The organism is Kitasatospora sp. NPDC041988, from assembly GCF_055588525.1.
The window spans coordinates 27,415-41,354 of the sequence record NZ_JBVJCO010000033.1; the positions used below are offsets into that span (position 1 = coordinate 27,415).

The following is a 13,940-nucleotide window of genomic DNA, read 5'->3' on the forward strand; positions in this document are numbered from 1 at the left end:
AGGGGAGCGGGGGTGTCTTTCGGGGGTGTCTCGGGCCTTGGTTTTCTCCCCTCCCTTGGGGGTGTGCTCTGCCCCACCAAGGGGGGGGGCCGGACCGCAGTGACCGGCTGAGCGCCGGTGCGAGATGGTCGTTCGCATGGCAATAACCTCACGGCCCACCAGCACGCAGGGAAAATCTCGATCCACAGGTGTCCCTGGTCGCGCATTCGCTGCGCTCGTCGCTCTTGCTGTGCCCCTCGTCCCGGCTTTCGTTTTCGCCCCCGGCCCGCTGGCGTCGAGCATGTCCGGTGGCGGCTTCGGTGACCAGCGTCACCTCATCGATAGCTTCTCCGAGTCGTTCGTTGGCTACTGGAGTTCCGGCGACCGGAACTTTTCCCCGGGTTTGGAGAGGGTTGTTGATTACTGGCTCCATTACCACGTGGTCAAGGCCGTGATCGCTGCGACCCTGCTGGCCGTGCTGGTTACGCTCGGAGTTCTGCTCTGGAAAGCCTTTGTGCGGGCCGGCGGGTTTGGAGCGGGACGCCGGGCGGCCATCGCGTCGGCTGGGGCCGTTGTCACGGCTCTCGGACTGATCTCGTTGGCGGCGGTCATGGCCAACATCCAGGGTGCGATAGCGCCGCTCTCCTCGCTGCTGTCGATGCTACCAATGCACTCGTCGCGCGGAGCGCTCGCCGATACGCTCGGTCAGGTCAGGCGGTATCTGGCCGACTATCCGAACGCCGGCAACCGAACTCCACCTGCTGTCGAGGTGATGGTCGGTGACTTCTCCCGGTACCACCTGGTGATAGCCGTGGCTGCCCCGATGGTGGCGGTCGTCCTCATCGGCCTGAGCGTGGTGTCGTGGAGGCGGTTTGCCAGGACCGAGGCGTCCGACAGGCGAGCCAGGCGCATATTCAGGTCGCTCGGTCTCCTGTGGGCCCTGTTGTCATTGGCCTTCATCGTTCTCGCCGTGGCGAACGTATCCACCGCAGCCGACCCGGCGCCGGCGCTCCTTGCCTTCTTCACAGGCGGATGGTGACGGGAGTCAGGTATTGAGGTAGGCGAGGACAGCGAGTACCCGGCGGTGCTGGGCGTCGTCGGGCGGGAGGCCGAGCTTCGCAAAGACATTGCCGATGTGCTTTTCCACCGCACTGCTGGAGAGCACCAGCCGCCGGGCAATGGCCGAGTTGGAATATCCCTCGGCCATCAGCGCCAGCAGTTGCCGTTCACGCGTGGTCAGCACGCCCAGCGGGTCGCCCCGGCGCTTTCCGGCCAGCAACTGGGCGACGACCTGCGGGTCAAGCACGGTCGCACCGCGGGCGACCCGGTCCAGGGCGTCCAGGAACTCCTCGACCCTGGCGACCCGGTCCTTCAGCAGATAGCCAACGGCGCCGGAACCGTCCGCGATCAGGTCGGCGGCATACGACACCTCCACGTACTGGCTGAGCACCAGCATCGGGGAGCCGGGCAACTGAATGCGGGCGGCGACCGCCGCCCGCAGCCCCTCGTCGGTATGCGTCGGCGGCATCCGTACATCGACGACGGACACGTCCGGGCGGTGCTCGCGCACCGCCTCGACCAAGGCAGGGCCGTCACCCACCGCCGCCACTACCTCGTGACCGTCCTCGGCGAGCAGGCGGACCAGGCCCTCGCGCAGCAGTACGGCGTCATCGGCGACGACGATCCGCAGCGGTCCCCGGGCCCCGGGAGCCAGCTGTGCTCCCAGAGGTGCTTCAGGCGTTGTCTCGTCCGAAATCAGTGACATGGCAGCTCCGCGGTGACCGTGGTCGGACCGTCCTCGGGACTGCTGACCCGCAGGCGGCCGCCGATCGCGTGCACCCGGTCGGCCAGCCCCTGCAGTCCGTGTCCCTTGGCCAAGGCCGCTCCACCCACCCCATCGTCCGTTACCCAGACCCGCAGGAGTCCGTCAGCGTGGCGCATTCCAACCGTGCACCGGCGGGCGTGGCTGTGCTTGGCCACGTTCGTCAACGCCTCGGCGACCACGAAATACGCGGCCGTCTCGATGGCGGCGTCCAGCCGACGGCTGATGGGACCAGCGTCGAGCTCGGCAGGGACGATGCAGCGCGCGCCCAAGGCGGAGAGTGCCTCCCGCAGCCCTCGGTCGGTGAGGATCGGCGGGGCGATGCCTCGCGATAGAGCCCGCAGCTCGTCCAGCGCCTGCTGAGTCTGGATGACCGCGTCGGCGAGCGCGGCCCGGACGAGTTCCGGATTGCGGCCGAAGTGATGCTGGGCGCGGCCCAGCTCCATTGCCAGACGAACCAAATGCTGTTGAGGGCCATCGTGGATATCGCGTTCGAGCCGACGCAGGGCGGAAGCCTCGGCCGTCACCGCTGCGACGGCCTGCGCACGGGCGGTGTCGCGCTCCTGCTCCAGCCCGCTGATCCTGCGGTGCAACGCGGACATGTTGGACAGCAGCGCCTTGCCGAGACCGGCCTGGACCGCGACGCAAACCCGGGTCACCAGCGGCAGGGTGGACAGCAGCAGCACGGCGATCGTGATCGCGAAGACGAGCCGCTCGGTCGGCGACGTCAATCCCAGGCTCAGGGCGATGTGGGACTGGTCACTGCCCGCGTACAGGGTCATGGGTCGCAGCGACCCAGGCGTGACATGGTTGCGCAGGGGGTACGTGGCGGTCGCGACTCCCACGAACCACCACAGCCCCGTCATCACCGAGGTGACCAGTACGACGGGAAGCACCAACACCGCGTGCGCCAGGTCGAGCCACAGCCCAGGGTCGGCCGCGTCCGCCATCTCCTTCGACCTCGGCCGCCAGCCGGTGCCCCGTACCCCGCTGGCCCGGGAAGGCACCTTGCCCATCCGCCACCACTCCAGGTCGCCAGGCCACCGGGCCAGCGCCAGCGCCCGGGCCACAACGGGCGACCCGCTCGGCAACAACGAACCGACCGTGGCGACGCACAGGCTGCCGACCGCCAGAAGCAGACCGACAGCGGCGCTCAACGGTGCGGTGAGGAGATACAGCGACTCCACGAGCGTGCGACGCCCGACACGAACGATGAACCCAGCTCTTGGCCGCCACCGACCCGCGACCGCGAAAGGCAACGACCCAACCATTCCCCCAGCATAATGTCGCTGTGCCCCACGCTTTCCCGACGCCCGTCGGCGTCAGTCAGCCGGAGGATCTACAGGCCGCGCCGGACCGGCATCAGCCCTGCTCATCGCCCAGCTCGGCCACCTGCGCAGTGAGTACGCCGCCGGCGCAGCCGGGCCTCGGCATGAAGCCGATCAGTCTCACCAGGAGTCGTTCCCGGGCCCACCCGGACGTAGACCCGCGTCGCGGTGTTCCACCTCCGGACCGGCCGGATCAGACCTGGCCTTCCTGTGCCGGTAACGACACCTCCACGGTGGAGGGCCGGGCCATGTTCGGAATGCTGTCGGTACTGGCTGAGCTCCAGCGCGAGCTGATCGTGGCCAACACGATAGACGGCCTGGCCGCCGCACGGGCACGCGGGCGCAAGGGCGGCCGACGCCCCAGCCTCACCGACGACCAGGCCGCGCTGGCCCAGCAGCTCTACGACGCCCGGGACAAGACCGTCAAGCAGATCGCCGACCTCTTCGGCGTGCCCCGCTCCACGGTCTACGGCCACCTCGACCGTGAGAAGACTGTGCCCCGTCAGCCCAAAAGCACTGTGATCGCGAATCCCTGACCGCTACTTTGCGGCTGGGGCCAGAGATAGGGCTCCGGGGCCGGATCGTCCGGATCGCGGAGCTGCACCACCTCTGACGACCTGTCGCCCTCAGGGGTGGTACATGCCGCCGTCCGCCAGGTGAGCGCCCCTGCTGCATCTCTCGTTCATCTGATGAGCTGCCCGGCATGGACGACTCACAGGGCGACCGCCGGCGCTGGCTCGTACTCGCCGTCGGGATGTTCGCGATGACCTCCGGGTGCGCGTTCCAGTTCGGGCTGCCGTACCTGATCCCGGCGTTGCGCGACGACGGGCTGTCACTCTCGCAGGCCGGGCTGCTGGCCGCGTGCCCGACCGTCGGGCTGGTGCTGACGCTCACCGCGTGGGGAGCGGCGGCGGATCGCTGGGGCGAGCGGTGGGTGCTGGCGTCCGGGCTGGGGGTGGGCGGGCTGGTGCTGCTGGGGGCGACGACCGTACGCGGGACGGTCGGGCTGGGGGTGTGTTTCCTGCTGGCGGGCGCGGCCGGGGCGTCGGCGCACGCGTCGAGCGGGCGGCTGATCCTGGGCTGGTTCCCGGCGCGGGAGCGCGGGCTGGCGATGGGGCTGCGGCAGACGTCGCTGCCGCTGGGGGTCGCGGTGGCGGCGCTGCTGCTGCCGCCGCTGGCGGCGCACGGGCGGGCGACGGCGTTGGCGGTGCTGGGCGGGCTGAGTGTGGGGGCGGCGCTGCTGGTGGTCGTGGCGGTGCGGGATCCGGCGCGGGCCGGTGGCCGGGCCGGCGCACAGGCCGAGAACCCGTACCGGACACCGGTGTTGTGGCGGCTGCACGGTGCGGCGACGCTGCTGGTGGTGCCGCAGTTCACGGTGTCGGTGTTCGCACTGGTCTTCCTGGTGGACGAACGCGGGTGGTCGCCGTCGGCGGCCGGGCCGCTGCTGGCCTGCGTCCAGGTGGCCGGGGCGGGCGCACGGTTGGCGGCCGGGCGCTGGTCGGACGTGGCCGGCAGCAGGGTCGGCCCGATGCGGCGGCTCGCGTGGACGGCGTCCGGGGTGCTGGCGGTGCTCGCGGCGGGCGCGTTCGCCGGGTCGGGGGTGGCGGTGGTTGCACTGATGGCGGCGGGCGTGGTGACGGTCTCCACGAACGGGCTGTCGTTCACCGCCGTGGCCGAGTACGCCGGTTCGGCCTGGGCGGGCCGGGCGCTGGGGGTGCACACCACCGTGCAGAACGCGGTGGCGGCATGCGTCGCCCCGACGGTGGGCGCGCTGATCGGGGCGGCCGGGTACGGGTGGGCGTACGCGCTGGCGGTGGCGTTCCCGCTGGGGGCGGCGGCGGCGGTGCCGTCACTGTCCGATCTGCGCGAGAGGTCGGACCGGCCGGCTTCCGGTGCGGCCCGGGCTTGACCTCAACCCCACTTCAAGTTGTGGAATGGGTCTCGGCGGTGATCACCGCCGCTGTCCATCAAGGGGAAGGGGCCGGTCATGACTGGCGAGGTTCTGGTGGTGGGGGCAGTTTCGGCGCAGACCCGGGCCGCGGTGACTGGCGTGGTGAAGGCGCTGGAGAAGGCGTTCAACACCAAGGACGCCGTGGCGCTGGGCGAGCAGTTCGGCGAGCAGGCGTCCTGGACCAACGCCCGGGGCCTGCGGCTCGACGGGCGGGCCGCGATCACCGAGTTCAGCGGGCCGGCGATGCGCCGGTTCCTGCGCGACTCGTACGCGCGGTACGACGTCGTCAAACTGCTGGCCATCGCCGAGGACGTGATCGCGGTGAACGTGGCGCAGACACCCACCGATGCCGACGGCAACCCCGTCGAGGGCGCCCACGGGGCGACGCTCTACGTGATCGCCCGGCAGGTGGACGGGTGGAAGATCGTGGCCGGTCAGAACAGTGCGGTCGATGCCCCGCCCGCAGGGTGACTGACGACCGGTCCCGCGGCTGGGGGCCGCCTCCGATCCATCGATCGTGCCAGGAGGCGGCCCTCGTCAACCGCCGGAACGTCCTTGGGGGGCCAAGAAGGATGACTGAACGACGCCGTTGACGGAGCTGTCGGGCAACACGGTGCGCTCGCAGCGGCGCCGGCCGAGGCTGCAAGTAGGTCGACAGACGGGGGGCAGGTGGCGCAGAGTCGCGCCATGCCTCGTGTTTCTCAGCTCTCCCTCCCGGACCGGTACCGAACACGACCGGCGACCGTCGGCGACGCGCACGCGATCCACCGGCTGCTCGCCGCCTGCGAACGCGACCTGCTCGGCGTCACCACGGGCAGCAGCCCGGAGAACGGCCCGGACGGCGTCGCCGCCGACCTCGCGCTGCCCGGCCTCGACCCTGCCCTCGACACGCTGCTGGTGCTGGACGCGGGCGGCGGGGTCGTCGCCCGGGCCTGGGTGCACGGCGGGCGGCGGAGCGCCGTGGACGTCCACCCGGCCCACCGGGGCTGGGGGTTGGGCGGGGCGCTGCTGGACTGGGCCGAGGCGCGGGCTCGGGAGCTGGGCGGCGAGCGGATCTCGCAGACCGTCCAGGACGGCGACCGCGCCGCCGACGCGCTGTTGCGCTCGCGCGGGTACGGGCCGTTCGTCACGCAGTGGCTGCTGGAGATCGCGCTGCCCGCCGAGCCGGTCGTGCCCGCTCCGCCGGCCGGGATCACCGTGCGGACGTTCCGGCCCGGGGACGAGCGGGCCGCGTACCGGCTCACCGAGGACGCGTTCGACGAGTGGCAGGTGCGGCGGAAGCCGTACGAGGAGTGGGCGCTGCACACGGTCGAGCGGGACGCCTTCGCGCCCGCGCTCTCGCCGGTGGCGTTCGCGGGCGGGGAGATGGTCGGCGCGGTGCTGTCGCTGGACGTGCCGGCGTCCGGTGAGGGGTACGTCGAGCGGGTCGCCGTGCGGCGGGACCACCGCGACCGGGGGATCGCCCGGGTGCTGCTGCGGGAGGCGTTCGCCGCGTTCCACCGGCGCGGGCGGGCGGCGTGCACGCTGTGGACGCACTCGGAGACCGGCGCGCTGGCGCTGTACGAGCGGGTGGGGATGACCGTGCGGCGCAGCTCGACCGTCTACGGCAAGGTGCTCAACGCTCCGGGCGGGTGAGACGCCGGGCCAGCTCGGGCGCCAGCGGGTACGGCCGCTCGGGCGGGAGGAGGCGCTGGGCCTGGGCGGCCCGACCGCCCTGCACCAGTGCGGCGATCTTCCGGACCTGCGGGGTGAGGTCGGCGATCCCGGTGATCCACTCCTCGGCGTAGCTGCGGATCAGCGGGATCGCCGACGCCGAGGCGAACGGTTTTCCGGGGCCGCGGCCGCCCCCTGCCGGATTGCGGCGCGGACGGGGCGGCCGGGCCCACCGGAGCGGCCCGCGCACGCCGCCTCCCGGCCGATCCAGGGCGTCATGAGTCCGATAAAGTCCGCCCCCGGTACAACGTGATCACCGGGGGCGGGCGGCATGACAGCGGGGAACGATCCGGAGAACGATCGGGGCATACCCGCCGAGCTGGGCCTTCACTGCCTCGACCTGCTCGACGACGTCTCCCGCACCGGGCGGCTGCTGCGCCGCGCCGAGCTGGAGAGCCTGCGGGCGCTCGGCGAGCGCGGCGCCGAGGCCGGACACGGGCTGCGCGAACTGGTCGCGTACTGCCTCGGCGTCACCCGGCAGGCCTGGCAGACGCTGCCCGGGGTCACCGCCGCCGTGAGCGTCACCGAGCTGCGCCGCACCGGTGACGCCGTGCTGGCCGCCACCGAGGCCGCGCTCGCCGCACTGGGCGAGGGGCACGAGCGGGCGCAGCGGACGGCCGCCCGCCAGGAGGAGGCCGCCCGCCGGGAGTTCATCGACGACCTGCTGTACGGGCGCAGCGACCTCGGCCTGCTCGCCGAGCACGCCGAGCGGTTCGGGCTGCGGCTGGCCGGCGGGTACACCGTCGCCGTGGCGGTCGGCGACGAGCCGTACGCGGACGTCCACCCGCTGGTGCACCGGGTGGAACGGGAGCTGGTCGGCCGGTTCGGCGAGCGGGACGTGCTGCTGGCGAGCAAGGACGGCCGGCTGGTCTGCATCGCGACCGACAACGACCGCGCCGTCCTGGAGGCCTTCGCCGAGCTGTCGCTGCGCCCCGGCCCCGGCTACCGGCCGGTGCTGCGGGTGGCGACCGGCCGCCGGCACTCGGGCGCGGGCGGCGTGGCCCGCAGCTACGAGGAGGCGCTCGGCGCGCTGGACTGCGCGGAGCGGCTCGCCTTGCCCGCCCGGCAGTTGAAGGCGGAGGAGCTGCTGGTCTTCCCGGTCCTGATGCGCGACCGGGCGGCCATGGCCGACCTGGTGCGCAGCGTGCTCGGCCCGCTGACCTCGGCCCGGGGCGGGGCGCGGCCGCTGCTGGACACCCTCGCGGTGCAGGCCGAGACCGGGTACGTGAACGCGGAGGCCGCCCGCCGGCTGGGCCTGAGTGTGCGGACGCTCGGCTACCGGCTGGAGCGGATCCGGGCGCTGACCGGCTACGACACGGCGGACGCCCTGCACCGGTACACCCTGGAGACCGCCGCGATGGGCGCCCGGCTGCTGAACTGGCCCGAACAGGCGCTCTGACCGGCGGTTCCGCCGGTGGGCGGAGGTGAAGGAGGCCTGGCGCCGGCCCCGCGCCCTCCCCCGGCAAGAAGTTACCCTTCGGCAGCATCTCGGGCACGACAAACGGGCCGAGGGGGCGCGATGGAACGGCAGCGGACTGCGGTGGTGTCCGGGGGCGGGACGGGGATCGGGCGGCGGGCGGCGCTCAGCGGCGGGCCGCCGCCAGCAGGTCGGCCACGGTGGCGTACTTGACGCGGGGTCGGCCGGCGGCCGCGCCGAGGGTGCGTTCGGTGCGGTCGATGGCACGGAGCTGCCTGAGACCGATCGCGTCCGGGCGGCGGGTGCGCACGAGGCGGGCGAAGTCCCTGGCGGTGCCGGTGGGGTCGGGGAGGGTGCCGGCGGTGGCGTCGTCGAGGAAGGCGTCGACGGTCTCCTGGGCGCAGGCGCGGTTGGCGCCGATGCCGCCGGAGGGGCCGCGTTTGGCCCAGCCGACGACGTAGGTGCCGGGCAGTGGACGGCCGGTGGAAGGGTCGAGGACGCGGCTGCCGCGGCTCGGGACGGCTGCGGCGTCCTCGTCGAAGGGCAGGCCGGGGACGGGCACACCGCGGTAGCCGATGGACCGCACGACCAGGCCCGCGGCGATCGTGGACCCGCCCGCCTCGACGCCCGTCACCCGGTCCTCGCCGGCCAGCGCGGTGGGCGTGGCGAGGAAGCGCAGCACGATCCGCCGGCCGGGGCGCGGCGGCCGTCCGGTGTCGGTGGTCTCCAGGGGAAGTCCGGCGAGCAGCGCGGCCTTGGAGCCGGGTGCGGCGGCGGCGATGGCGGCCCGGACGTCCGGGTGGTCCTCGACGACCAGCTCGACGCCGGGGAGGTGCCGGAGGGCGAGGAACTCGGGCCGGGTCCAGGCCGCTTCCTCCGGTCCGCGCCGGGCGAGCAGCACCACCTCGCGCACCCGGCTGCCGCGCAGGGCGGCGAGCGCGTGGTCGGCGATGTCGGTGGCGGCGAGGGCGTCGGGGTCGAGGAGGAGGATCCGGGCGACGTCGACGGCGACGTTGCCGTTGCCGATGACGACGACGCGTTCGGCGGTGAGGTCGACGGCGTCGGCGGGCACGGTGGGGTGGGCGTTGTACCAGCCGACGAGGGTGGTGGCGGGCAGGCTGCCGGGGAGGTCCTCGCCGGGGAGGCCGAGCCGGCGGTCGGCGGCGGCGCCGACGGCGTAGACCACCGCGTGGTGGTGGGCGGCGAGTTCGGCGTGGCTGAGGTCGCGGCCGATCTCGACGTTGAGGTGGACGGTCAGGCGCGGGTGGTGGAAGACGGACGCGAAGCTCTCGGCGATCCGCTTGGTGGCCTGGTGGTCGGGGGCGACACCGTGCCGCAGCAGGCCGCCGGCGACCGGCAGGCGGTCGATCATGGTGATCTCGGCGCCGGTGGTGCGCAGCAGCGACTGGGCGGTGTAGCTCGCCGAGGGGCCGGTGCCGACGATGGCGATGCGCAGCGCGCCGAGGCCGTTCGGCAGGCTGCGGGGGAAGGTGGGCGCGTCCCAGGCGTGGTCGCTGGGGTGGTCGCGGAAGTAGTCGCGGTTGAGGTCGCCGAAGACGGCGTCGGGCCCGGCGAGCCGGTCGACGGGGTGGACGGCGTCGACCGGGCAGGCGTCGGCGCAGGCGCCGCAGTCGATGCAGGCGGCCGGGTCGATGTACAGCATGTCGGTACTGCCGAAGCCCGGCTCCCCGGGGGTGGGGTGGATGCAGTTGACCGGGCAGACGGAGACGCAGGAGGCGTCGTTGCAGCAGGTCTGGGTGATCGCGTAGGCCATGGCCGGGGTGGGGTCCTCGCTGCGTGGGGGTTCGGTCAGGGGCAGGTCAGAGCATGTGGACGCGGCGGTAGACCGCCGCTGAGGCCTTGGTGAGCAGGCCGCTCTCGCCGAGGAAGGCCATCAGGTGCCGCGAGCTGGTGCGCATCATCGCCTTGCGGTGCTCGTTGGCGCGCACCTCGGCGACCGCCCGCTCGCGGTCGAGGCCGGCGGCCGTGTAGACGCCGGGGTGGACCATGCTGCTGACGATGACGAAGGCGCCGGCGGCGATGCCGGTGGCGGCGGCCCTCCGGCGCGCGGGCGAGGCGTGGCGCATCCGTTCGCGGATCTGCTGCCGGGCGAACTTCATGTGCCGGGACTCCTCGACCACGTGGATCCGGGAGGTGCCGCGGACGATGTCGAGGACGTTCTCGCCGCGCATCCAGTCGCGCTGCATGACGTCGAGCACCTCCTCGGCCACCAGGATGCCGCCGTAGGCGAGTTCGCCCCGGGCGGTGGCCTTGAAGAGGCGGCCGGCCTGCGCGATCACGCTGTTCGGCCGGTACTGCGGGACGCCCATCTTCTCGCAGGCGCGGGCGAACATGATCGAGTGCCGGCACTCGTCGGCGATCTCGGTGAGGGCGAAGCGGAACTCGGCGTCGGCCGGGTTCTTCAGGTACTGGTCGCGCAGCACCATCTGCTGCAGGATCATCTCGAACCAGATGCCGGTGGTCATGATCGAGCAGACCTCGTGCCGGGTCAGGGTGACCCGCTGCTCCTCGGTCATCTCGTCCCAGAGCCGGGTGCCGTGGAGGGTGCTCCACTCGGGGTTGAGCCCGTACTCGCCCGCGGGGAGCGGGGCGTCCCAGTCGATCTCGGTCGCCGGGTCGTAGGAGAGGGCCGCGGCCGAGTCGAGCAGCCGCTTCGAGACGTTGTCGTCGGCCGCGCTGTGGCCGTGGACCTTGGTGCCGCGGGCCTTGTGGTGGCCGTGGGTTCCTGTCGCCGTGCCGGTCGCGCCGGTCCGAGCCATGGCTGCCTCCAGGTGCGTGCCCTGCGCGGGGCTCCCGCCGACCCCGCTTATTAGACGGAGAGTACAATAAGAGCTCCATGGCGAGAAGCCCTCGCGCACGCCCCTCGCACGCTGCCTGCACGGCCCCCGCGCCGCACCCGCACGCCGCACACCCCTCGCACCCGCCCGCGCCGACGGCCCTGCCCGGCCGAGTCATGACGGCCGAGGCATGATGGCGGGGGCGGACGTGAGAGGCCCGCCGACGGCCGAGGCGGCGAGAACACATCCGAGGTGCGCTCATGGACAGCCGGCGGTTCCCCTTCGTCGACAGCGCGGCCGGGGCCCTGCTCGACGCGGACGGCAGGATCACCCGCTGGACGCCGGCGGCCGAGCAGCTGCTCACCCTCCGCGCCGACCAGGTCTGCGGCCGGCCCGCCCGGGAGCTGCTCGCCGACCCGGCGACCTGGCCCGCGCTGCTGGCGGAGCGGACGGCGGACGCCTGGTCCGGGCGGGCCGTGGTGCGGTCGGGGCGGGGCGAGGAGCTGCGGATCGTCTTCCAGGTGCTGCCGCTCGCGAACGGCGGAACCGGCCCGAACGGCGACGCCGGCGAAAACGGCGCTTCCCGGTACTTCGTGCTCGCCGCCCCCGCCGGCCTGGTCGCCCAGTGGCGGCAGGACCAGGCCTTCACCCAGGAGCTCTTCCTCCAGGACCGGGTCGGCCTCGCCGTCTTCGACGAGCGGCTGCGGCTGGTCAGGACCAACACCCACCTGCTCCCCTACACCGGCCTCCCGCCGAACCTGAACGGCCACCGCTTGGGCGACTTCCTCCAGCCCGACGACGCCGCGACGGTCGAACGCCACCTCCACGAGGTGCTGGAGACCGGCCATCCGCTGGTACTGGCCGAGGAGGTGGTCCGGACGATCGAGGACCCGGGCACCGGCGTGGTGATGGCGGTTTCCGCCTTCCGGCTGCAGGCCCCCGACGGGCACGCGATCGGCGTCACCGCACTGTTCACCGACGTCACCGAACTCCACCACTCGGGCGAACGCCTGGCCGTACTGCACCGCGCCACCGCGGCCGTCGGTGGATCGCTCTCCGTGACCGGCACCGCCGAGGAGCTCGCCGCCGTCCTCGCGCCCGGGCTGGCCGACCTGGCCGTGGTCGAGATCGCCGAAGCCGTGTTCAGTGGTGAGGAGCCGGCACCCGACCGGGACGGCCGGCTGGCGCTCCGCCGGACCGCCGTCGCCACCGGGCCCGAGGACGTCGCGCCCGACCCGTCCGAGCAGCCCGACCCGTCCGACCTGCCTGGGCAAGCCGACCCGGTCGAGCAGCCCGACCCGCGTGGCACCGGCGACCCCGCCACCGAATCCCCCACCCTCTCGCCCGCCGCCATGACGGCCCCGCTCCGGGCCCGCGGCGCCCTGCTCGGCCGGGTGACCGTCCGGCGCGCCCCGCACCGCCCGCCGTACGAGCCGGCCGACCTGGACCTCCTGCGCGAGATCGCCGCCCGCGCCGCCCTCGCCCTGGACAACGCCCGCCGCTACACCCGCGAGCGCCGCGCCGCAGTCGGCCTCCAGCGCAGCCTGCTGCCGCCGTCGCAGGCCGAGACCGCCGCCGTCAGCACCGCCAGCGTCTACCTGCCCACCGACACCGCCACCGGCATCGGCGGCGACTGGTTCGACGTGATCCCGCTCTCCTCCGCCCGGGTCGCACTGGTCACCGGGGACGTCGTCGGCCACGGGCTGGAGGCCAGCGCCACCATGGGGCGCCTGCGCACCGCTGTCCGCACCCTCGCCGACCTGGACCTGGAGCCGGACGAGCTGCTCGTCCACCTGGACGACCTGGTCTCCCGCCTGCTGGTCGAGGCCGACGAACCCGACGAGGAGGCGGACGACGAACTGGACGGGAGCCCGGACGAAACGCCGGACGAGAGACCGGGCCGTCGGCCGGACGGACGGCCGGACGACGAGGGGTGGCCCGCCCGCCGCCACGCCGTCGCCTCCGGCGCGACCTGCGTGTACGCGGTCTACGACCCGGTGTCGCGGCGGTGCGCGATCGCCTCCGCCGGTCACCCGCCGCCCGCCGTCGCCGCCCCGGACGGCACCGTCGAGTACGTGGCCGTGCAGCCGGGCCCACCCCTGGGCGTCGGCGGCCTGCCGTTCGAGGTGACGGAGGTCGAACTGGCCCCCGGCAGCATCCTCGCGCTCTACACCAACGGTCTGATCCACGGCCGCGGCGGCGACCTCGACGAGGGCATGGCCGAACTGCGCCGCCGCCTCACCCTCCCCGGCGTCATCACCGCGCCACTGCCCGAACTCGGCCGGACCCTCGTCGCCGACCGCCCCGCGAACGCGCGCGCCGACGACGTCACCCTGCTCCTGGCCCGCACCCGCGCGGTGCCGGCGGAGGCCACCGCCGCCTGGCCGGTGGACGCCGACCCGGCCGCCGTCGCCCTGGTCCGCGAGCGGGCGACGGAGCGGCTGCGCGCCTGGGGGCTGGAGGATCTGGTGTTCACCACCGAACTGGTGCTCAGCGAGCTGGTCACCAACGCGATCCGCTACGCCGGCGGCCCGGTCGAGGTCCGCCTCATCCGCGCCGAGCGCCTGACCTGCGAGGTCTCCGACCCCAGCGCCACCCAACCCCGTATGCGCCGCGCCCGCCTCACCGACGAGGGCGGCCGCGGCCTCTACCTGGTCGCCCAGCTCACCAGCCGCTGGGGCAGCCGCTACACCCGCCAGGGCAAGACCATCTGGGCGGAGCAGGAGCTGCCCTGAAGATCCCGAACCGCCCGGCCGCGGCGTGCAGGTGATCCGGTTCGACAACCGGGACGCCGGCCGGTCGTCGCACTTTCCCGAGGCGCCGGTACCGGACTTCCGGGCGGCACTGGCGGTGATTTCTCGACGGGCACGGCCCAGGTCGGTCGCGCCGGCGGGATTCCGCTTGTCCGGCCGGGGAGTCCGCTGACATGATC

At 73.4% G+C, this 13,940-nt stretch carries 12 protein-coding genes; 7 read left to right on the forward strand and 5 right to left on the reverse strand.

Annotation, left to right across the window (positions count from 1 at the left end; translation table 11 throughout):
• Positions 1 to 229 precede the first annotated feature (229 nt).
• A complete protein-coding gene (locus ACZ6NC_RS28510) occupies positions 230 to 1,018 on the forward strand; it encodes a hypothetical protein (protein ID WP_465736623.1) in 789 nt (262 codons plus the stop codon).
• Between the two features lie 6 nt (positions 1,019 to 1,024).
• On the opposite strand, the gene ACZ6NC_RS28515 is transcribed toward ACZ6NC_RS28510, so the two are convergent.
• Positions 1,025 to 1,669, reverse strand: a complete 645-nt coding sequence (locus tag ACZ6NC_RS28515; RefSeq protein WP_465736687.1) for a response regulator — start codon at positions 1,667 to 1,669, stop codon at positions 1,025 to 1,027.
• A 65-nt stretch (positions 1,670 to 1,734) separates the two neighbouring features.
• Positions 1,735 to 2,988 carry a sensor histidine kinase gene (locus ACZ6NC_RS28520; protein ID WP_465736624.1) on the reverse strand — a complete coding sequence of 418 codons (1,254 nt, stop codon included), beginning with the start codon at positions 2,986 to 2,988 and terminating at the stop codon, positions 1,735 to 1,737.
• A gap of 245 nt (positions 2,989 to 3,233) precedes the next feature.
• Here ACZ6NC_RS28520 and ACZ6NC_RS28525 point away from each other — a divergent pair, with 245 nt between their 5' ends.
• The 4 genes from ACZ6NC_RS28525 to ACZ6NC_RS28540 all read left to right on the forward strand — a co-directional run bounded on the left by ACZ6NC_RS28525 (position 3,234) and on the right by ACZ6NC_RS28540 (position 6,715).
• The gene (locus tag ACZ6NC_RS28525; protein ID WP_465736688.1) at positions 3,234 to 3,665 is read left to right on the forward strand and encodes a helix-turn-helix domain-containing protein; all 432 of its coding nucleotides are present in this window, start codon (positions 3,234 to 3,236) and stop codon (positions 3,663 to 3,665) included.
• A 167-nt stretch (positions 3,666 to 3,832) separates the two neighbouring features.
• Positions 3,833 to 5,038, forward strand: a complete 1,206-nt coding sequence (locus ACZ6NC_RS28530) for an MFS transporter (protein WP_465736625.1) — start codon at positions 3,833 to 3,835, stop codon at positions 5,036 to 5,038.
• Positions 5,039 to 5,116: 78 nt separating this feature from the next.
• Entirely contained in the window at positions 5,117 to 5,551 is a 435-nt protein-coding gene (locus ACZ6NC_RS28535; RefSeq protein ID WP_465736626.1) for an SgcJ/EcaC family oxidoreductase, read from the forward strand.
• A 216-nt stretch (positions 5,552 to 5,767) separates the two neighbouring features.
• Positions 5,768 to 6,715 (forward strand): GNAT family N-acetyltransferase, encoded by a 948-nt coding sequence (locus tag ACZ6NC_RS28540; protein ID WP_465736627.1) that lies wholly within the window; start codon positions 5,768 to 5,770, stop codon positions 6,713 to 6,715.
• On the opposite strand, the gene ACZ6NC_RS28545 is transcribed toward ACZ6NC_RS28540, so the two are convergent.
• Positions 6,696 to 6,983, reverse strand: coding sequence for a DUF4291 family protein (locus ACZ6NC_RS28545; RefSeq protein WP_465736628.1), 288 nt, complete (start codon positions 6,981 to 6,983; stop codon positions 6,696 to 6,698). The two genes, ACZ6NC_RS28540 and ACZ6NC_RS28545, sit on opposite strands and share 20 nt — an antisense overlap.
• A gap of 81 nt (positions 6,984 to 7,064) precedes the next feature.
• On the opposite strand from ACZ6NC_RS28545, the gene ACZ6NC_RS28550 reads away from it, so the two are divergent.
• Complete coding sequence (locus ACZ6NC_RS28550) at positions 7,065 to 8,192, forward strand: PucR family transcriptional regulator (protein ID WP_465736629.1); 1,128 nt, start codon at positions 7,065 to 7,067, stop codon at positions 8,190 to 8,192.
• A 184-nt stretch (positions 8,193 to 8,376) separates the two neighbouring features.
• Here the strand turns inward: ACZ6NC_RS28550 and ACZ6NC_RS28555 are convergent, their stop codons facing one another.
• Together ACZ6NC_RS28555 and ACZ6NC_RS28560 are read right to left on the reverse strand one after the other, a co-directional pair.
• Entirely contained in the window at positions 8,377 to 9,984 is a 1,608-nt protein-coding gene (locus tag ACZ6NC_RS28555) for an FAD-dependent oxidoreductase (RefSeq protein WP_465736630.1), read from the reverse strand.
• Between the two features lie 46 nt (positions 9,985 to 10,030).
• The gene (locus ACZ6NC_RS28560; RefSeq protein WP_465736631.1) at positions 10,031 to 10,990 is read right to left on the reverse strand and encodes an AurF N-oxygenase family protein; all 960 of its coding nucleotides are present in this window, start codon (positions 10,988 to 10,990) and stop codon (positions 10,031 to 10,033) included.
• A gap of 278 nt (positions 10,991 to 11,268) precedes the next feature.
• Here ACZ6NC_RS28560 and ACZ6NC_RS28565 point away from each other — a divergent pair, with 278 nt between their 5' ends.
• Positions 11,269 to 13,743 carry an ATP-binding SpoIIE family protein phosphatase gene (locus ACZ6NC_RS28565; protein WP_465736632.1) on the forward strand — a complete coding sequence of 825 codons (2,475 nt, stop codon included), beginning with the start codon at positions 11,269 to 11,271 and terminating at the stop codon, positions 13,741 to 13,743.
• Positions 13,744 to 13,940: the final 197 nt, after the last annotated feature.